Raw genomic sequence first — 17,315 nt, 5'->3', positions numbered from 1 at the left:
TTACTTCCTGATCGCCAGCTTGTCGTCTTTGACCGAAACAAGCACGTAGGGGTTCTGAGTGATGCCGATATGCCTTTCTGTGGTGAAGTCGTACGAGGCGCCGGCGCCGGTGTAGGGGCCGAGCTTCTCGAACGCGTCACGCACCTTTTCGCCATCGGTGGTGCCGGCCGCCTTCATGGCCATCGCCATCATCATCATCGAATCCCAGGCGCGGGACGCCTGCGCGTTGTCGGTGCGGCCATATTTGTCCTTCATGGCCTTGACGAAAGGCTCGGCCGCGGCGCGCGCCTTCGGGTCGGTGAGAACGCTCATGTCGTCCGACGCGACCTGGATCATCGGCGCCGGTGCCATGTACTGATCGCCGAGCACCTTGCCGGCGGCAAGATGGATGTCGAGTTCCTGGATCGACGCCATCATCAGCATGTTCTTGAGGCCAAGGCTGCGGATGTTGTTGGCGGCGGTGATCACCGCGTTGCCCTGCCCCAGCATAATGACCGCGCCGGCACCGGCAGCGTTAATGCGGCCGATCTGCACGCTGAAGTCCGAATCGTCCTGCTGGTAGGTCTCGCTGGCAACCACCTCGAGGCCGAATTCGGCGGCGGTCTTTTCAGCAATGCCCTTCATCAGCGTCACGTAAGGGCTCGGATCGGCCAAGAGGCCGATCTTGCGGACCTGGGTCTTGTCCTTGAGATACTGATAGCGCGCGTCCACCTCGAATTTTGGCGGCGGCAGGAACTGGAACGCCCACTTCACCTCCTCCGGCTGCCGCGGCAGGATCGAGCACAGGAACATTGGCAGCTTCGCTTTGGTGACGAAGCTCGCGGCGGCGAAGTTGCCGGCCGAGATGCAGCCCGAATTGAAGGCGACGACCTTGTCCTCGGACATCATCTTGCGATAAACGACGACCGCCTGCTGCGGCGTCGACTTGTTGTCTTCGGTGACAAGTTCGAGCTTCTTGCCCAGTACGCCACCCTGCTTGTTGATCGCCTCGATCGCCACGGTGAGGCCATCGCGCCAGTGGCCGTCAGTCAGCGAACCGTAACCGGTCAAGCCCAGCGACGAGCCGATCTTGATCGTATCCTGGGCCTTGGCCGGCAGCACCGCCGTCAGCGCGAACGCCGCGGCGAGCAGAACTTTGCGGTGAGATTTCATCATTTCCTCCCTAACTTCGTTTTTGGTTAGACAGATTGAGACTTGTCGTAATCGGACGTCGAAACTTCCGCAGATCGTCAAACCTTCTCGCGCACGTCGCGCAGTCCCTGCATCGCCGCCTGACGCAGGAAGCCCTGATCCGACGACAGCACGAAAACGTTGGCGCCGAGCGATCGAAGCCATGCCGCCTCTGTGCCGTTGCCGACAAAGACGCTGATCGACTTCCTGGCCTTGCGCGCCGCCTCGGCGATGCGTTCGGTCGCGCGGATCACCGCCGGCGGTTCCTTGGACTCGTCACCAAAGGCGGCCGTCAGGTCGCCACGACCGATAAAAAGCGAGTCGACGCCATCGACGGCGGCAATCGCCTCCACCTCGTCGAGCGCGATCGGATCCTCGATCTGCGCCACGAAGGTCATCTGCGCATCCTGTTCAGCGATGTGCTGCCACATCGGCACACCGGTATAAGCGCCGGCGCGCGTGCTGGTGGCAAAGCCGCGTGCACCGTTGCGGTAACGGAACAGCGCCGCATATTCACGGGCCTCGGCCGCCGTCTTGACGTGCGGCACCAGAACGCCGGTCGCGCCACAATCGAGCACCGACAGAATGCCCTCCGGCCCCGGCACGCGAACCAGCGCAGGAATGTCGTGACCACGTGCCGCCAGGAGCGCGATATCGGTGGTGGTGCGGTCGAAAGGTGCGTGCTCCTGGTCGATCACGACGAAATCAAAGCCGGCGCCGGCGAGAATCTCGGTGCCGTGACTCGTCGGTGTCTTGAGGAACGATCCGACGAGCTTGTCGCCGGCCAGCATGCGTTGGCGGAAGGTCGAAGTCCTGCTCATGTTGCTTGATCTTCCGTTCTCAGTTCTGGCCGGGCATCGGATAGTCGTCGGCGTTCAGGATCCAGCCGGGCTTCTGCGAGAAGTCCATGCGCGGCGGACAGAAGATGTCGACGAGCTGGTTACGGCCCTTTCCGGACGCCTCAGTCGTGTGGATCGATGGCGGCGGAATAATCGCGATCGACGGCGTGCCGCATAGTTCATGATCATCCGGCAGCCAGTTGTTCTTGTTGACGACCCATGGCCAGCGCAGGTGGTGGATGAACTCGCCCGAGATGGCGAGCGAGCACTGCTCGAAGTCGTCGTGATGATGCGGCGAAAGCTTGCTGGGGTCGCGCGGGCCATCGAAGTAATCGAGGAAGTTCACCATGATGGTGGTGCAGCGCCAGATGCGGCCGAAGCGGCCCGGCTCCGGCGGCACGTCGAGGCTATAGACGCGCAGCTTGAAGCCGCCCTTGGGCTCCGGCCAATTCACGACCGGTGCGACATAGGGCTTCGCGGTCTTGAAGTGATCCTTGTTGCTGCACCTGGCGTTGAGGTCTTCCGAGCGTGTCGTGAACATCGCATAGATGCGGCCGGGCTCGATCACCTTCATCGACGATTTGCCCGGCGGCAGGAAGGCCAGGTTGTTGCCGGCGACGCGCTGCGTCCCGTCCTTGGTCGTGAACTCCACGACCGTCGAGGCATCCGGAAGGAGAACCGCATATTCGTCAGGCTGCGCTTCGCGCGACAGGACATAGTCCTTCTTCGGCTCAACGCAGACCATCACCAGGTTCTGGCCACGGGCGATCCAGGTCTTGCCGGTCGCGTTGTCTTCCTGCGGCGGCTCCTCGTAGAATCGCACATATTCGGCGGACCCGAACGGCCCGGTGACCGGGCCCTTGACGGCCGGCGCCTTGGCGGCGAGAGCGGAACGCGGATCGCTGGCGTCGTACATCGTCGAACTCCCTGACTTCGTTTCTTCTCGACGGCGGCGTACCGCCGACGGCTTTCTATGCTTTACGGGCAGCCTCGACGTCGGCCTCGATGCCGAGCGCGCGCGCCGTGTTGGTCGACACCATCTGCCGGATATCGTCGTCGCTGTAGCCGAGATCCATGCACAGCTTGATGCCGCGGCGCATGCCGTCGATCGGATCGAAGGTGCCGACCTGGCCGAGATCGGAAGCCAGGATCGTCTGGCCGACGCCGCCGGCTTCGATCTGATTGCGCAGATCTTCGGCTTCGCGGCTCTTGAACTTGCAGCCGTCGAGGAACATGCACAGCGAGTGCTCGACGAAGGCGCCCATCGCCGCGATGCCTTTCACGTCATTAAGCGAGGCATCGACGATGTCTTCCGGGTGCGTGAATACAAGCCGCTTGACGCCGCGGCGCTTGGCTTCTTCGAACACGATCCAAGTTTCGCTGACATGGAGATGGCCGCTGGCCAGCACCATGTCGCTCTTGGCGACGATATCGAGGATTTCCTTGGCGTCGTCGCGCAGGGTCTTCTTGTCGTCCTCGAGCACCTTGACGGGAGTCACCGGGCGCATGCGGTCGGTCGAAGCCGGATGCGTCCACTGCGCCTGCGCCTGCCAGCGCAGATGATTTTCGGCGGCCAATGTCGGCAGCCAGACGATCTTGCCGCCCAGCGCCGCTGTGTGCTCGACGGCGTAAGGGTTGAGGCCGCCAACCACATTGTTGAGCACGATGCTCGGATAGATTCTGGTCTTGAGGTCGGGGAAATGCTTACGGATCAGCGCCGCAGTCATCACGCTGCTGTAGTCGTGATCCTTGGTCACCACGGCGGCATAGCCGGCTTCCGAAGCCTGCTTCAGCATTTCGACGTGATCGAGAGCGCGCGGCGCGATCGACGGACCGGTGTGCACATGCGGGTCGATGGCGCCCTTCAGCAGAGCGTCGATGCGCTGTTCGGTCGTGGCTTGTCCTGACATTTCCTCACCAAAGCACTTGCATCCGCGCGCGATTTTGCTTATTGTTCGCGATGGCGGAACGACGTTTCAAAACAACGTACTGGATGGCGGGACGCCGTGTCAAACGGAACGATGACGCATTCGCAAAAATGCCCATGCTGCAGTGCGTCACGAGCATTTCGAATTCGAATATTTGAAACACTGTTCTGTAGTCGTGAACCGTGATAAATGTCTCCTCCATGACCGAGCTTGAATCCGGCGGTGTCCGTTCCGTCCAGCTTGCCATTGATGTTCTGGAAGCCGTCGCGTTCGCCGACGGCGAGCTTGGCGTGACGCAAATCGCCGAGCGCCTGAACGTGACCAAGGGATCGGTGCACCGTCATCTGCAAACGCTGGTCGACCGCGGCTATTTGGCGCAGAACCCTTCGACCTCGCGTTACATGATCGGGCCGAAGAGCCGCCTCCTGGCGCGGCATGCGCCGGATGAGGATCTTGTGCATGTCGCCGAAGGTCCGATGCGGCAACTGCGCGACGCGCTCGATCAACCCATCGTGCTGTCGGAGATGACGCCGCGCGGCGCGCTGGTGCTGCACAAGCTCGCCGGCTCCTCGCCGGTGGAGATCGGTGTGCGCTCCGGCAGCGAACTGACGTTTCATGCTTCCGCGCAGGGCAAGGTAATGCTGGCCTATGCGCCGCAGCCGTTCCGCGAACGCGTGCTGGCGCGGCCGATGCATCGCTTCACCGACAAGACCATCGTGTCGCCGCGCAAGCTCGAGCACGAGCTGCAGGAGGTCGTGCGTCTCGGCTTCGCCTCGTCGCCGGAGGAAGTCGCGCTCGGCCTCAACGCCGTCGCGGCGCCGATCTTCAACGCGCAGGATGCCTGCATCGCCGCGGTCGCGATTGTCGGTTCAATTCAATACCTGCCGGAAAAGCCACGGGCCAATCATGTCGCTTTGCTGATCGAGGCGGCGCGGCAGATTTCACGCAAGCTCGGGCATGGTCTCGGTGCCGGGCAGTCCTCGGCCGCGGGCCGCGGCGGACGGCCGGCCCAGCCGCGCAAGCGTTCATAAGGCACCTCAAATCAAAAGCCCGGAAGGCTGTCGCCTCCCGGGCTTTTTTGTGCCGAATGCGGCGGATCAGAATTCGATCTTTGCGTCCTTGATGATCGGGCCCCACTTGTCGATTTCGGCCTGCGTGAAAGCCTTGAGATCGGCGGGCGTGCCGCCTGCGGGCTGGATGCCCAGATTAGCCAGAAACTCCTGTGTCTTGGCGTCTTTCAGCCAGGCATTGGTGGCCGCGTTGATCTTGGTCACGACATCGTCCGGCGTCTTGGCCGGCACCAGGATCGCATACCAGACACCGGCCTCGAAGCCCGGCAGCGATTCAGCGACCGTCGGCACATCGGGCAAGCGCGACCAGCGCTGCGACGACGCGATCGCCAGCGCCTTGATCTTGTTCTCACGCACCGACGGCACGTAGCCGGCGAGCGAATCCATGCCGACATCGATGTGATTGCCGATCAGATCGGTCAGGATCTGCGCGCTGCCGCGATATTGCGACTTGACGAAATCGATGCCGGCGTTGCGTGCCAGCAATTCGCCGGTGATGTGACCGAGCGTGCCGTTGCCGGGAAAGCCGCCGGTCGCCTTGCCCGGATTGGCCTTGGCGTAGGCGATGAAGTCCTTGAGCGTGGAAAACGGCGCGTCGGGCTTCGCGGTGATGATAACAGGAGCCTTGGCGACCAGCACGACCGACGCGAAATCACGCTGCGGGCTGTACTCCATCTTCTTGTACATCAGCTGATTGGTGGCGGCCTGTCCCGTCGTCGCGAACAGGATGGTGTAGCCATCGGCATTCGCGCGGGCGACCGCAGTAGCGCCGATATTCCCGCCTGCCCCGCCTTTGTTCTCGATGATGAAAGGCTGGCCGAGCTTCTGGTGCAGTTCCTGCGCCAGACTGCGTGCAATCACGTCGGATGTGGTGCCTGCGGTGAACGGCACGACCATCGTGACCGGGCGTGAGGGCCAGGCTTGCGCATGAGCCGGCGCCGTATGCATCAATCCTAAAGCCGCGCCGATCAGCGCCATTCCCGCCACACGGCGATTGAGCATATGCATCGTTTCACTCCCTTATTTTTCTAGACCGGCAACATATTTTCTCCAGTTGTCCGTGCGCAAGGGCATATCGGCGAATGTCTTGCGCTGGTCCGCAGCCTTGCCGATCAATTCGGCCGCCGTCATTCCCTTGCGTTGCAGATAATCGTCGAACTCTCGCAACGCAGCAGACAACACCGGCGCACCGCGCAACATCACTTCCGATGCCATCTCCACCGCGCTCGCACCGGCGAGCATCATGCGCGCGACGTCGAGTCCGTTCCGCGCGCCGTTGGTGGCGATGAGCGGCTTGCCGGCGCCAAGCTGCTGACGTGACACCGACAGCCAGTGACAGGTCAGTGGCAGGTTCCAGTAGCCGCCAACGCCAAGCGTCGTGCCGAGGAATGGCTGCATGGTCTCGACATCGGGAATGAAACCGAGCAAGCGGCCGGCCATCACCACCGCTTCGCCGCCAGCCGCAAAGGCCGCAGCAGCGAGATCAGGTACGCGCTCGCTCTGACCGGTGATTTTTACCCAAAGGGGAATTTTGATCGAATTTCGCACTGCGGAAACAATTGACGTTACGCGCGCCGGATCGAGCTCGGTGGCGACCACGCCCTTGGCCTGGCTGGCATAAGGCGTGCCAATGTTGAGTTCGAGCATGCGCAGACCCGCCTGCTCGATCTGTTTCGCCATCGCGACCGTCTTGTCGAGATCGGCCACAATCAGGCTCGCGATGGCGTAAGAGTCCATCGCCTTGGCTTCGCGGTCCAGCATCGCCGTCTGCTCGAGCCAGGCGTCAAAGCTTTGTGGCGTCAGGCCTGAACGGCAGGCGATGAAGGCCGTCTGCGGCGCATCCGGCGTCCAGGGAATTTCCCGCCATGCCTCGTCAAGCAGCATGTATTCGGCGCGCTGCAACTGATCCTTGCCGCGCTCCATTTCATTGATGGATTTGACCACGACGGCACCGACGCCGGCGCGGAGCACGCCGAGCACCCCCAAGGCGTCGATCATGTGCTCCGCCGCACCGGCAATCAGCGGATTCTTCAGCGCGGTCCTGCCGACCGTCACGCCCAGACGGGTCATTGCGTTTCCTCCTGCGGTCTTATCGTCCTTTCACGCGCGCGTCTTAGACGATCGCGCGCGCGGACGATACGGCGCCGGAGGAATGGCTGCTCTCAGCCGACGACGCGATCGGCGTCGCGCAGCACGACATAGATGGCCGGGATGACCAGCACGGTGAGCAGGGTGGACGAGGCCAAGCCGAACAGCAGCGAGATCGCCAGGCCCTGGAAGATCGGATCGAGCAGGATCGTCGCCGCGCCGATCATCGCCGCCAGCGCGGTCAGCAGGATCGGCTTGAAGCGCACCGCGCCGGCCTCGACCAGCACCTCGCGCAATGTCTTGCCCTGCCCGGCGCCGTGACGGATGAAGTCCACCAGCAGGATCGAGTTGCGCACGATGATGCCAGCCAGCGCGATGAAGCCGATCATCGATGTCGCGGTGAACGGCGCACCGAACAGCGCGTGACCGAGCACGATTCCGATCAGCGTCAGCGGAATCGGCGTCAGAATGACCAGCGGCAGTTTGAAGCTGCCGAACTGCGCCACGACCAGAATGTAAATGCCGAGGATCGCGACCATGAAGGCGGCACCCATGTCGCGGAAGGTGACATAGGTGATCTCCCACTCGCCGTCCCAGAGCAGCGCGGTCTTGCCCTCGTTCTCCGGCTGGCCGTGGAAAAGAACATTAGGCTTGCCGAGCGCCCCCCAGTTGTGCGCTTCCACCAGCTTGTTGACATCGAGAATGCCGTAGATCGGCGCCTCGTAAGCACCCGCCAGCTCGGCCTGCACCATGTCGGCGAAACGGCCGTCGCGGCGGAAGATGGTTGGCGACCCCAATTCCCTGGTCACACGGACGACATCTCCGAGTTCGACCACGGTCTTGTTGCCCGGCACGGTGTTGGCGGCCACCGGCGTTGAGGCCAGCGAGTCGCTCCACGACAGCCGGCTCTTCGGCAACCGCACCACGATCTCGATCGGATCGCGGCCTTCGCCGCGATGCGAGTAGCCGACCGATGTGCCGCCGAACAGCGCCGCGATGGTATCGTAGACGTCGCTTTGTTCGACGCCGAAATATTCCAGGCGATCCTGATCGATGGAGATTCGCAACCGCGGCTGCGGCTCGCCGATCGAGTCGTCGATATCGACGATATAGGGCACAGACGCGAAAATTTTCTTCAGCTCGTGCGCGGTCGCGCGGCGGGTTTCCGAATCCGGCCCGTAGACTTCGGCCAGTAACGTCGCCAGAACCGGCGGGCCCGGCGGAACTTCGACCACCCGCGCCACCGCGCCAGCCGGCAAGGCAACCGTCTTCAGGCGTGCACGCAGATCGAGCGCGATGTCGTGGCTGGCCCGGCTGCGGTCGCTGCGCGGCGCGAGATTGAGATGCAGTTCGCCGAGTTCGGGCTGCTCGCGCAGGTAATAGTGACGCACAAGGCCGTTGAAGTTAAACGGCGCTGGCGTGCCTGCGTAGGTCTCGACAGAACGGACTTCCGGCACCTGCCGTGCGATATCGGCGATCGCGAACAAGGTTCGCTCAGTGTCCTCGAGCGTCGAGCCTTCCTTGAGATCGAGGACGATGGCGATCTCCGACTTGTTGTCGAATGGCAGCAGCTTGACCGTCACCGTTTTGGTCACGAACAGCAGGCACACGACCAGCGTCGCGACACCGACGCCGATAAGGAACTTCCAGGCCGAGCGGCGCGAGCGCACCACCGGCGTGGCGATGCGGCGATAGATTCTGCCGAGCGCGCCTTCGTCATGCGCGCCACCATGTCCGCCACCGTACCCGCCATGCAACGGCGTTCCCTCCGGCTGCAGCCGCACCATCAGCCAGGGCGCGATGACCATGGCGACGAAGAAGGAGAACAGCATCGCCGCCGACGCGTTGGCGGGAATGGGCGCCATATAGGGCCCCATCAGTCCGGACACGAACAGCATCGGCAGCAGCGCGGCAATCACCGTAAGCGTCGCCACGATGGTCGGGTTGCCGACCTCGGCGACGGCCTCGATGGCGGCCTGCAATCGGCTACGGCCATCGCGCATCGCCCAGTGCCGGGCAATGTTCTCGATGACCACGATGGCATCGTCGACCAGAATGCCGATCGAGAAGATGAGCGCGAACAAGCTGACGCGATTGATCGTGTAACCCATGATCTTCGCGGCGAACATGGTCAGCAGGATCGTGGTCGGAATAACAATCAGCGTCACCAGCGCCTCGCGCCAACCGACAGCGAAGGCGATCAGGAGAACGATCGAGACGGTCGCCAGGCCGAGATGAAACAGAAGTTCGTTGGCCTTTTCACTGGCGGTCTCGCCGTAGTCGCGGGTCAGAGTCACCGAAACGTCCTTCGGCACCAGCCGATCCTGCACCTCGTGCAGCCGGCTCAGCAGGTCTTCGGCAACGACGACGGCATTGGCGCCGGCTCGCTTGGCGAGCGCTACGCTGACCGCCGGCACGCGCGACCACTCGCCGGCCTTGTCCGGCATATCCATCCAGACGCGGTGCTCCTTCGGGCTCGGCCCGATGATGACGGAGGCGACGTCGCGCACGTAAACGGGGCGACCGTCACGCGTGGTCACCAACAACAGGCCGATATCGGGAATGCCCGACAATGTCTGTCCGGCGCCGACGATGCGCATCCCGCCACCGTCACGGACGGAGCCGGCCTGGAACGAGCGGTTGGCATCGCGCACCTTGGCGACCAGCTGCTGCAAGGTGACGCCAAACAGCGACAGTTTCTCCGGATCGGGCTCGACCCTGATCTGCTGCGCGTTGCCGCCGGAGATATATGTAAGGCCGACATTGTCGGCCTTCATCAGTTCGAACTGAAGCTGCCGCGCCAACTGGAACAGATCCTTGTCGGTGTAGCGCGCCGCCGCCTCCGGCTTGGGCGACAGTGTGAGGACGACCACGGCGACATCGTTGATGCCGCGGCCGACGATCAGCGGCTCGGCAATACCGACCGGAATGCGATCCATGTTGGCGCGCATCTTCTCGTGCACGCGCAGGATCGCTTCATCGGACTTCGTGCCGACCAGAAAGCGCGCCGTGACCATGACACGGTCATCGACGGTCTGGCTGTAGACATGTTCGACGCTGTCGATGCCCTTGACGATGGACTCGAGCGGCTTGGTCACGAGTTCAACCGCGTCAGGTGCCTTGAGACCGTCGGCATTGATCAAGATATCGACCATCGGCACGCTGATCTGCGGCTCTTCTTCGCGCGGAATGGTGAGAAGCGCGACGAGACCGACCGCCAGCGCCGCCAGCAGGAACAATGGCGTCAGCGGCGAGCGGATCGTCGCCTGGGTCAGCCGTCCAGAAATTCCGAGATTCACGGGCGCACCAGAACGTCGCCGGACTTCAGGCCGGACAGGATTTCCAGTGCATCGGGCATATCCGGGCGCGGCTGTTCGCGGCCGCGCTGCACCGGCACGTCGACAACATCCTTACCGGAGCGCTGGACGCGCGCATAGTCGATGCCGAAGCGGGTGAGGATGAAGCCAGCCGGAACGATGACGCTTTCACGTTCACCCCCGGACACCCAGACGCGAATGCGCTCGCCGACAAAATAGTCGCCCAGTCCTTGCACCCGCGCATCAGCGACGACGCGGCCTTCCTCGATCTGGGGATAAATTAGTGTGATGGTGCCGAAACGCGGGCCGTTGCCGCCCAGTTGCTCGCCATCGATGCGGACCGTATCGCCTGTCTTCAGGAACCGTGCATGCCGTTCTGGCACCCGCAATCGCAGAACGAAATTCTGCTCGGCGATATTGGCGACGGTCTCGCCGGCCAGGATCACGGCGCCCGCCGTCACCGGAACCTTGAGGACGCGACCGGCGGCCGGCGCCAACACCTTGCCTTCGCTGAGTTGCTGCTCGATGACCGAACGTTCGGCGATCCGCGACCGTAACGTGTTGGTTGCCACATTGAACGAGGTCCGCAGCTCGTCGAGACGCGTTTTCGCGATCGTGCCGCGCGTAAAGAGATCCTCGGCGCGCTCCAGATCCGATTTTGCCTGCGCCAGTTGCGCATCGAGCCCCATGATCTGGGCTTCGAGCGAGCTGCGCTGCAGCACCAGCTTCTCGTCGCCGACGGTGGCCAGGACCTGGCCCTGGTCGACGTGATCGCCCTCTTTCACCGATAGCTGCGCCACGGTGCCGCCGATCCGCGCGCGGGCCAGAATGACATTGACGGTCTCGACCGTGGCGAACACCGCCTTTTCATCGGCTACGGTACGCGCCGCAACCATATATGTGTCCGCGGCCAAGGCCTGCTGAGCTGCCAGCATCATCAGGGCCGCAATCGCTGTCCTGCGGTGCATCACCTTGCCTATCCTCATCCTGAAGCCTTCATTCTGAATAGCGTTCCACCCGCTTGCGGCATTGACTTTACGCAAGCGCTACCGCCTCCGGCTGCGTGCGGCAGGCTTTTCCGGCCGGCATTTCCGCGCCGGCGCACAGAAGCTGCCGTACAGCGTCTCGACGATCTGCCGCGCCGGCCGGCTGGCAATCGAGTACCAGACGGTCTGTCCGTCGCGGCGCGCATCGACCAGGCCATCCTTGCGCAGGAGCGCAAGGTGTTGCGACACGGTCGAATCGCGAATGTCGAGCAAGCCTGCGAGTTCGCCGACCGAGCGTTCCTTGTCGATCAACTGGCACACGATGATGAGGCGGTAGGGATGCGATAGCGCTTTCAGAAGCGCCCCCGCCTCGTCCGCCGCCGCGACCATCCTGTCGGTGCGAAGATTCATGGCCCGGTTCCGTATATTCGTTATTGCGAATATACGAATGTTACGATATAAGGTCAATGGCGCTGCGGCGATCACATTGATTTTCCCGCGCTGCGCCAGACCGAAATGCCTTAGGGCACAGGCATTTTCGGCCGGCCTCGGATCGCCCTAAGGGAAGCCTGTCATGAACGTCGATCGCGCCGTCCTGTCGCTCGCCGGCACCATGGTTCTGGTCAGCCTGGCGCTCGGACATTTCGTCAGCCCGTACTGGCTGCTGCTCACGGCCTTCGTCGGCCTCAATCTGTTGCAGGCGGCTTTCACCGGCTTTTGTCCGGCCGCCACCATATTCCGCAAGCTCGGGCTGAAGTCCGGCCCCGCGTTCTGCGGCTCGGCCACGGCCGGTCGCTGATCGCCGCCGATGCCGAACTGACCAAGATCAAGGCATGGCCGAAATGGCCATGCCTTCATAAGAAGCCCGCCAACGGGACGTTACAGTTTAACAGCCGGAGGAAATCATGGCTCACATTGTTATTCTGGGTGGCGGAATTGGCGGCGTCTCGTGCGCCTATGAACTCAAGCACGCCGTCCGCGCTGAAGACCGCGTCACGCTCGTGTCGAACAAGCCGTTCTTCCAGTTCACGCCGTCGAACCCATGGGTCGCGGTGAAGTGGCGCAAGAAAGAAGACATTGTCATCGATCTTGCCGAGGTGCTGCCGCGCCACGGCGTGGCCTTCAATGGTGCCGGCGCTGCCCGTGTCCATCCGGACGAAAGCCGCGTCGAACTCGGCGACGGCACATCCCTCAATTATGACTACCTTGTCGTCGCCACCGGGCCCGAACTCGCTTTCGACGAAATCGAGGGCCTCGGACCACACGGCAATACGCAATCGGTCTGCGACGTCGATCACGCCGTGAGCGCCAACGAGCGCTGGGAAGCGTTCTGCAAGGATCCCGGCCCGATCGTGGTCGGCGCCGTCCAGGGCGCCTCGTGCTACGGCCCGGCCTATGAATTCGCCATGATCATGGATGCGGACCTGCGGCAGCGTCGAATCCGCGACAAGGTGCCGATGACCTTCGTCACCGCCGAACCCTATATCGGCCATCTCGGCGTCGGCGGCATCGGCGACACCAAGGGCTTGCTCGAATCCGCCATGCGTCAACGCCACATCAAGTGGGTAACCAACGCCAAGGTCGACAAGATTGAGCCCGGCAAAGCCTTCGTCACCGAAGTGGATGATGACGCCAAACCGAAGAAAGCCCACGAACTACCGTTCAAATATTCGATGATGTTGCCGGCATTCCGCGGCATCGCGGCGCTGCGTGGCATCGAGGGCTTGTCGAACCCGCGCGGCTTCGTCATCGTCGACAAACACCAGCGCAACGCTAAGTACCCGAACATTTTCGGCGTCGGCGTCTGCATCGCCATCCCGCCACTCGAACAGACGCCGGTGCCGGTCGGCGTGCCGAAGACCGGCTTCATGATCGAGTCGATGGTGACCGCGACCGCGCTCAATATCGGGCAACTGCTGCGCAACGAGGCGCCGACCCACGAAGCGACCTGGAACGCCATTTGCCTCGCCGATTTCGGCGACTCGGGCGTCGCCTTCGTCGCCATGCCGCAGAACCCGCCGCGTAACGTCAACTGGGCCTCGAGCGGGCGCTGGGTGCACCTGGCCAAGATCGCCTTCGAAAAGTACTTCCTGCACAAGGTCAAAGCCGGCACCACGGAGCCCTATTACGAGCGCGCCGTGATGAAGTTTCTCGATATCGGCAAGATCAAGGAGCCGGCGGCCTGAGCCGCCGGGCCGGCCCACATCGGCCCACCGCGCTTTTGCGCCTGTCGGCGCCGAAGCCGCTTGAGTTCGGCTGCCGCGCGCGATAGCGAAAGCGGCCGCCAACGCAAAGGGCCTGCCGCAATGACCGCCAGACTCGTCGACGGGATCGCCGTCGCCGCCAAGATTCGTACCGAGCTGAAGGAGCGGACCGCCCGCCTCGCCGCCGCCGGCTGCGTGCCGGGGCTCGCGGTAATCATGGTCGGCAACGACCCCGCCTCGGCCGTCTACGTGCGCAACAAGATCCGCGCCTGTCATGAGGTCGGCATCCGCTCGTCGCGTTTCGATTTTCCGGCCGATGCCGACCCGGCCGATGTGCTGGCGCGCATCAAGGCGCTGAACGCCGACCCGACCGTACACGGCATTCTCGTCCAGTTGCCGCTGCCGAAGCACTTCTCGGTGCCGGATATCTTAGAGGCCATCTCCGCCGAGAAGGATGTCGACGGCTTCCACCTCTATAATGTCGGCGGCCTAGTCGTCGGCAGCACGGTGTTTCCGCCCTGCACGCCCTACGGTGTGGTCAAGCTGCTCGAGCACGAAAGCGTCGAGATCGAAGGCAAGAATGTCGTCGTGGTCGGCGCCAGCAATATTGTCGGCAAGCCGATGGCCCTGATGCTGATGCAGCGCGAGGCGACCGTCTGCATCTGTCACGCCAAGACGCGCGATCTCGCCCAGTTCACCATCCTCGCCGACATTCTGGTCGTCGCCGCCGGCAAGCCGAACCTGATCGTGCCGCAGATGGTAAAGACCGGCGCGGTGGTCATCGACGTCGGCATCAACCGCCTGCCCGACGGCCGCTTGGTCGGCGATGTCGATTTTGCCGGCGTGTCGCAGAAGGCATCGCTGATCACGCCGGTTCCCGGCGGCGTCGGCCCGATGACCATCACCATGCTGCTGGCAAATACCATCAGCTCGGCCGAGCGCCGGCTGTCATTGGCGCAGCCGGCAGCCTGAGCCGCCAATCCACAACCAAAAGTCGCCTGTCTCGCGGTATACCGCCAAATCTGCTATACGCTTTTTGCACGGCTTACCGGCCGTTTGACGCCGTTCGCCACGGGTGAGGCAGGATGAGCACATTCATCTGCGAGCAAAACATCGCCAATTTCCAAAAGTTGCTCGCCACGAGCGCGGACGAGACGCTGCAGCACACATTGCAGATATTGCTCGCCGCCTCGAAACGGGAACTGGCAATATTGAAGTCGCAAACGGACGGCGCGAACGCACGACGCCCGGGCTCGCGCCCGGCGCCGGGTGATGCGCAGACGGTGAAGCAGGAAATTCAGGCCGAGTTCGACAGCTCCCGTAACCCGTACATGCTGCTCGATCCCGGCCCGGGCCTGAACATCCTGGACGTCAACGATGCTTACGCGCGCGCGACCTTGATACGGCGGAGCGAAGTGGTCGGGAAGTCGCTGTTCGAGATATTTCCGGACAACCCGGAGCACACGCTCGCCGATGGCGTCAGCAATCTCTATGCGTCGCTGAAGACCGTCGCGCAGACCGGCCAGCCGCACGCCATGGCGGTCCAGCGCTACGATATCCGAAATCCCGCCGGGGAGTTCGTCGAGCGGCATTGGCAACCGATCAATTCGCCCATCAAGGACAAGGCGGGGAATCTGGTGTTTCTGCTGCATCACGTCGAGGACGTGACCGATCCCGTGACGCGGTTGCGGTGGTAAGCGCGCGCCGTCCGTTCCGCTCGGATATTGACTGGCATTCAGAGTTCCACCGCACGTTTGGAGTGGGCACACTGAAGCAGCCGGCTACAAAACGTGGCAAGCCGCCATTCGTCCCTCGCCGACGGCTCGCAGCTCCGGCGCTTCCGCGAGACACCGGCTGCTGACCAGCGGGCAACGCGCGGCATAGGCGCAGCCGGCCGGCCGCTTGAACTGGCTCGGCGGTTCGCCGGTCTCGATGGCGCCGGCAATGCGCCGCGACGGGTCGGGCCGCGGCACGGCCGCCATCAGCGCCTGCGTGTAGGGATGCATGGGGTTATCGAGAATCGTGCGCGCGCCGGCGAGTTCGACGACGCGGCCCATATACATCACGGCGACGCGGTCGCTGATCTGGCCGATCACGCCGATGTCGTGCGAGATGAACAGCATCGACAATCCGAGTTGCTCGCGCAGGTCCATCATCAGATTGAGCACCTGGGCCTGCACCGAGACGTCGAGCGCCGATACCGGTTCGTCGGCGATGATCACCGCCGGCGTCGGCAAAATGGCGCGGGCGATGCCAGCACGCTGGCGCTGGCCGCCGCTCAGTTCATGCGGATAGCGTTCGGCGAAGGATGGATTGAGGCCGACCGCGGACAAGGTTTCCGCGATGCGCGCCGCCCGGTCGGCGCGGCTCTTGAACACCTTGTTGATGTCACCCGCTTCCGCGACGGAGTCGCCGATCGAGCGGCGCGGATTGAGCGATGCGTAAGGGTCCTGAAACACCATGCGCAGATTGAGGCGCAGTTCGCGCAACGCCGCCCCGCCGGCGCCGAGCACGTCGGTGCCCTTGAAGTCGATAGCGCCGCTGTCGGCCTCGACCAGCCGCACGATGGAGCGACCGACGGTCGTCTTGCCGCAGCCGGATTCGCCGACGATGCCGAGCACCTCGCCGGCGGCGAGCGACAGCGACACGCCATCGACCGCCTTCACGCGGTACCTGCGGCCCGAGCGCTTGACGTCGAACGAGGTCTTGAGATCGCGGACCTGAAGGATGATCTCGCTCATGATGCGCCTCCACCCTGCAGCGGAAAGGCGCACAAGGTCTCGTGGCCCTCGCCGAGTGTGAGACGCGGCGGCGCGACCGCAAGGCAGAGGTCCTGCACCGCTTGGCAACGCGGCGCGAAGACGCAGCCGGTACGGATCGCGCCCGGCCGCGGCGCCTGCCCCGGAATCGTCGGCAAACGGCGGACGCCGAGATTGCGCGACGGCATGCAATCCATCAGCCCACGCGTATAGTGGTGACGCGGCGCACCGAACAGCGCGTGGACATCCGCGGTCTCGACGATACGGCCGCCATACATCACGGCGACACGGTCGGCGAGCTGCGCGATCACGCCCATGTCGTGGGTGATGAAGAGGATCGCCATGTCGAGCCGGTCGCACAATTCGCGCAGCAGCCCGAGAATCTGGATCTGGATGGTGACATCGAGCGCCGTGGTCGGCTCATCGGCGATCAGCACCTGCGGCCGGCAGGCCAGCGCGATGGCGATCATGATGCGCTGGCGTTGTCCGCCCGACAATTGGTGCGGATAGGCCGAGAGTTGCAGCGCGGCGTCCGGGATACGCACCTGCTCGAGCAGTTCGCGCGCCCGCGCCATCGCCGCCGTGCCGGAGATGCCGTCGTGCACGCGCACCGCCTCGACGATCTGGTCGCCAATGCGGCGCACCGGATTGAGCGAGGTCATCGGCTCCTGAAAGATCATCGCAATGCGGCCGTGCCTGGCCTCGACGCGCTGCCATGGCTGTAGCTGCGTCACGTCCGCACCGGCGAGTTCAATGCGGCCGCCGCGGATGCGTGGTCCCGGCTGCGGCAGCAACCCCATCACCGCGAGCGAGGTCATGCTCTTGCCGCATCCGCTCTCGCCGACAAGGCCGAGGATTTCGCCCTTGCCGATCTCGAACGAGACGCCGGCAACGATATCGACCGGCGCCGCCTCCGCGCCGATGGACACCGTGAGGTCGCGCACCTTCAGCATC

Annotated in this window: 16 protein-coding genes; 5 read left to right on the top strand and 11 right to left on the bottom strand. The window is 63.6% G+C overall.

All coding sequences use genetic code 11. The annotated features are described in order from the left end of the window. The 4 genes from E8Q40_RS05630 to E8Q40_RS05615 all read right to left on the bottom strand — a co-directional run bounded on the left by E8Q40_RS05630 (nucleotide 1) and on the right by E8Q40_RS05615 (nucleotide 3,919). Nucleotides 1-1,155: an ABC transporter substrate-binding protein gene (locus tag E8Q40_RS05630; RefSeq protein ID WP_168197743.1), complete on the bottom strand. Its 1,155-nt coding sequence runs from the start codon at nucleotides 1,153-1,155 to the stop codon at nucleotides 1-3. 74 nt (nucleotides 1,156-1,229) lie between these two features. Further along, nucleotides 1,230-1,991 (bottom strand): HpcH/HpaI aldolase/citrate lyase family protein, encoded by a 762-nt coding sequence (locus E8Q40_RS05625; protein WP_137043455.1) that lies wholly within the window; start codon nucleotides 1,989-1,991, stop codon nucleotides 1,230-1,232. Between the two features lie 19 nt (nucleotides 1,992-2,010). Next, entirely contained in the window at nucleotides 2,011-2,925 is a 915-nt protein-coding gene (locus tag E8Q40_RS05620) for a hypothetical protein (protein WP_137043454.1), read from the bottom strand. A 55-nt stretch (nucleotides 2,926-2,980) separates the two neighbouring features. Further along, nucleotides 2,981-3,919 (bottom strand): DUF6282 family protein, encoded by a 939-nt coding sequence (locus E8Q40_RS05615; protein ID WP_137043453.1) that lies wholly within the window; start codon nucleotides 3,917-3,919, stop codon nucleotides 2,981-2,983. A gap of 218 nt (nucleotides 3,920-4,137) precedes the next feature. On the opposite strand from E8Q40_RS05615, the gene E8Q40_RS05610 reads away from it, so the two are divergent. Then, complete coding sequence (locus E8Q40_RS05610) at nucleotides 4,138-4,968, top strand: IclR family transcriptional regulator (RefSeq protein ID WP_137043452.1); 831 nt, start codon at nucleotides 4,138-4,140, stop codon at nucleotides 4,966-4,968. Nucleotides 4,969-5,034: 66 nt separating this feature from the next. Here E8Q40_RS05610 and E8Q40_RS05605 read toward each other — a convergent pair whose 3' ends face one another. The 5 genes from E8Q40_RS05605 to E8Q40_RS05585 all read right to left on the bottom strand — a co-directional run bounded on the left by E8Q40_RS05605 (nucleotide 5,035) and on the right by E8Q40_RS05585 (nucleotide 11,809). Next, complete coding sequence (locus E8Q40_RS05605; RefSeq protein ID WP_137043451.1) at nucleotides 5,035-6,015, bottom strand: tripartite tricarboxylate transporter substrate binding protein; 981 nt, start codon at nucleotides 6,013-6,015, stop codon at nucleotides 5,035-5,037. Nucleotides 6,016-6,027: 12 nt separating this feature from the next. Then, nucleotides 6,028-7,077 carry a tRNA-dihydrouridine synthase gene (locus E8Q40_RS05600; protein ID WP_137043450.1) on the bottom strand — a complete coding sequence of 350 codons (1,050 nt, stop codon included), beginning with the start codon at nucleotides 7,075-7,077 and terminating at the stop codon, nucleotides 6,028-6,030. 92 nt (nucleotides 7,078-7,169) lie between these two features. Then, nucleotides 7,170-10,394, bottom strand: coding sequence for an efflux RND transporter permease subunit (locus E8Q40_RS05595; RefSeq protein ID WP_137043449.1), 3,225 nt, complete (start codon nucleotides 10,392-10,394; stop codon nucleotides 7,170-7,172). Next, nucleotides 10,391-11,380 (bottom strand): efflux RND transporter periplasmic adaptor subunit, encoded by a 990-nt coding sequence (locus E8Q40_RS05590; protein WP_137043448.1) that lies wholly within the window; start codon nucleotides 11,378-11,380, stop codon nucleotides 10,391-10,393. Before E8Q40_RS05590 ends, E8Q40_RS05595 begins: the two co-directional genes overlap by 4 nt. A 78-nt stretch (nucleotides 11,381-11,458) precedes the next feature. Then, the gene (locus E8Q40_RS05585) at nucleotides 11,459-11,809 is read right to left on the bottom strand and encodes a helix-turn-helix transcriptional regulator (protein WP_137043447.1); all 351 of its coding nucleotides are present in this window, start codon (nucleotides 11,807-11,809) and stop codon (nucleotides 11,459-11,461) included. Between the two features lie 163 nt (nucleotides 11,810-11,972). On the opposite strand from E8Q40_RS05585, the gene E8Q40_RS05580 reads away from it, so the two are divergent. The 4 genes from E8Q40_RS05580 (at nucleotide 11,973) to E8Q40_RS05565 (ending at nucleotide 15,299) form a co-directional block, all read left to right on the top strand. Continuing rightward, nucleotides 11,973-12,197, top strand: a complete 225-nt coding sequence (locus tag E8Q40_RS05580; protein ID WP_137043446.1) for a DUF2892 domain-containing protein — start codon at nucleotides 11,973-11,975, stop codon at nucleotides 12,195-12,197. A 106-nt stretch (nucleotides 12,198-12,303) separates the two neighbouring features. After that, nucleotides 12,304-13,584, top strand: coding sequence for an NAD(P)/FAD-dependent oxidoreductase (locus tag E8Q40_RS05575; RefSeq protein ID WP_137043445.1), 1,281 nt, complete (start codon nucleotides 12,304-12,306; stop codon nucleotides 13,582-13,584). A 120-nt stretch (nucleotides 13,585-13,704) separates the two neighbouring features. Beyond that, the gene (folD, locus tag E8Q40_RS05570; protein WP_137043444.1) at nucleotides 13,705-14,574 is read left to right on the top strand and encodes a bifunctional methylenetetrahydrofolate dehydrogenase/methenyltetrahydrofolate cyclohydrolase FolD; all 870 of its coding nucleotides are present in this window, start codon (nucleotides 13,705-13,707) and stop codon (nucleotides 14,572-14,574) included. Nucleotides 14,575-14,687: 113 nt separating this feature from the next. Next, on the top strand, nucleotides 14,688-15,299 hold the full coding sequence (locus E8Q40_RS05565) for a PAS domain-containing protein (protein WP_137043443.1): 612 nt from the start codon (nucleotides 14,688-14,690) through the stop codon (nucleotides 15,297-15,299). 84 nt (nucleotides 15,300-15,383) lie between these two features. On the opposite strand, the gene E8Q40_RS05560 is transcribed toward E8Q40_RS05565, so the two are convergent. Together E8Q40_RS05560 and E8Q40_RS05555 are read right to left on the bottom strand one after the other, a co-directional pair. After that, complete coding sequence (locus tag E8Q40_RS05560; protein ID WP_137043442.1) at nucleotides 15,384-16,343, bottom strand: ABC transporter ATP-binding protein; 960 nt, start codon at nucleotides 16,341-16,343, stop codon at nucleotides 15,384-15,386. Continuing rightward, nucleotides 16,340-17,314, bottom strand: coding sequence for an ABC transporter ATP-binding protein (locus E8Q40_RS05555; protein ID WP_137043441.1), 975 nt, complete (start codon nucleotides 17,312-17,314; stop codon nucleotides 16,340-16,342). The genes E8Q40_RS05560 and E8Q40_RS05555 overlap by 4 nt, the downstream gene beginning before the upstream one ends. Nucleotide 17,315 lies beyond the last annotated feature (1 nt).

The organism is Pseudolabrys sp. FHR47 (assembly GCF_005153485.1).
GTDB lineage: Bacteria > Pseudomonadota > Alphaproteobacteria > Rhizobiales > Xanthobacteraceae > Pseudolabrys.
This window is presented reverse-complemented; position numbering and strand designations above follow the sequence as displayed.

Coding starts and splice junctions, on each gene's coding strand:
- E8Q40_RS05630 (WP_168197743.1), bottom strand. CDS start 1,155: ATGATGAAATCTCACCGCAAAGTTCTGCTCGCCGCGGCGTTCGCGCTG.
- E8Q40_RS05625 (WP_137043455.1), bottom strand. CDS start 1,991: ATGAGCAGGACTTCGACCTTCCGCCAACGCATGCTGGCCGGCGACAAG.
- E8Q40_RS05620 (WP_137043454.1), bottom strand. CDS start 2,925: ATGTACGACGCCAGCGATCCGCGTTCCGCTCTCGCCGCCAAGGCGCCG.
- E8Q40_RS05615 (WP_137043453.1), bottom strand. CDS start 3,919: ATGTCAGGACAAGCCACGACCGAACAGCGCATCGACGCTCTGCTGAAG.
- E8Q40_RS05610 (WP_137043452.1), top strand. CDS start 4,138: ATGACCGAGCTTGAATCCGGCGGTGTCCGTTCCGTCCAGCTTGCCATT.
- E8Q40_RS05605 (WP_137043451.1), bottom strand. CDS start 6,015: ATGCATATGCTCAATCGCCGTGTGGCGGGAATGGCGCTGATCGGCGCG.
- E8Q40_RS05600 (WP_137043450.1), bottom strand. CDS start 7,077: ATGACCCGTCTGGGCGTGACGGTCGGCAGGACCGCGCTGAAGAATCCG.
- E8Q40_RS05590 (WP_137043448.1), bottom strand. CDS start 11,380: ATGCACCGCAGGACAGCGATTGCGGCCCTGATGATGCTGGCAGCTCAG.
- E8Q40_RS05585 (WP_137043447.1), bottom strand. CDS start 11,809: ATGAATCTTCGCACCGACAGGATGGTCGCGGCGGCGGACGAGGCGGGG.
- E8Q40_RS05580 (WP_137043446.1), top strand. CDS start 11,973: ATGAACGTCGATCGCGCCGTCCTGTCGCTCGCCGGCACCATGGTTCTG.
- E8Q40_RS05575 (WP_137043445.1), top strand. CDS start 12,304: ATGGCTCACATTGTTATTCTGGGTGGCGGAATTGGCGGCGTCTCGTGC.
- folD (WP_137043444.1), top strand. CDS start 13,705: ATGACCGCCAGACTCGTCGACGGGATCGCCGTCGCCGCCAAGATTCGT.
- E8Q40_RS05565 (WP_137043443.1), top strand. CDS start 14,688: ATGAGCACATTCATCTGCGAGCAAAACATCGCCAATTTCCAAAAGTTG.
- E8Q40_RS05560 (WP_137043442.1), bottom strand. CDS start 16,343: ATGAGCGAGATCATCCTTCAGGTCCGCGATCTCAAGACCTCGTTCGAC.
- E8Q40_RS05555 (WP_137043441.1), bottom strand. CDS start 17,314: ATGCTGAAGGTGCGCGACCTCACGGTGTCCATCGGCGCGGAGGCGGCG.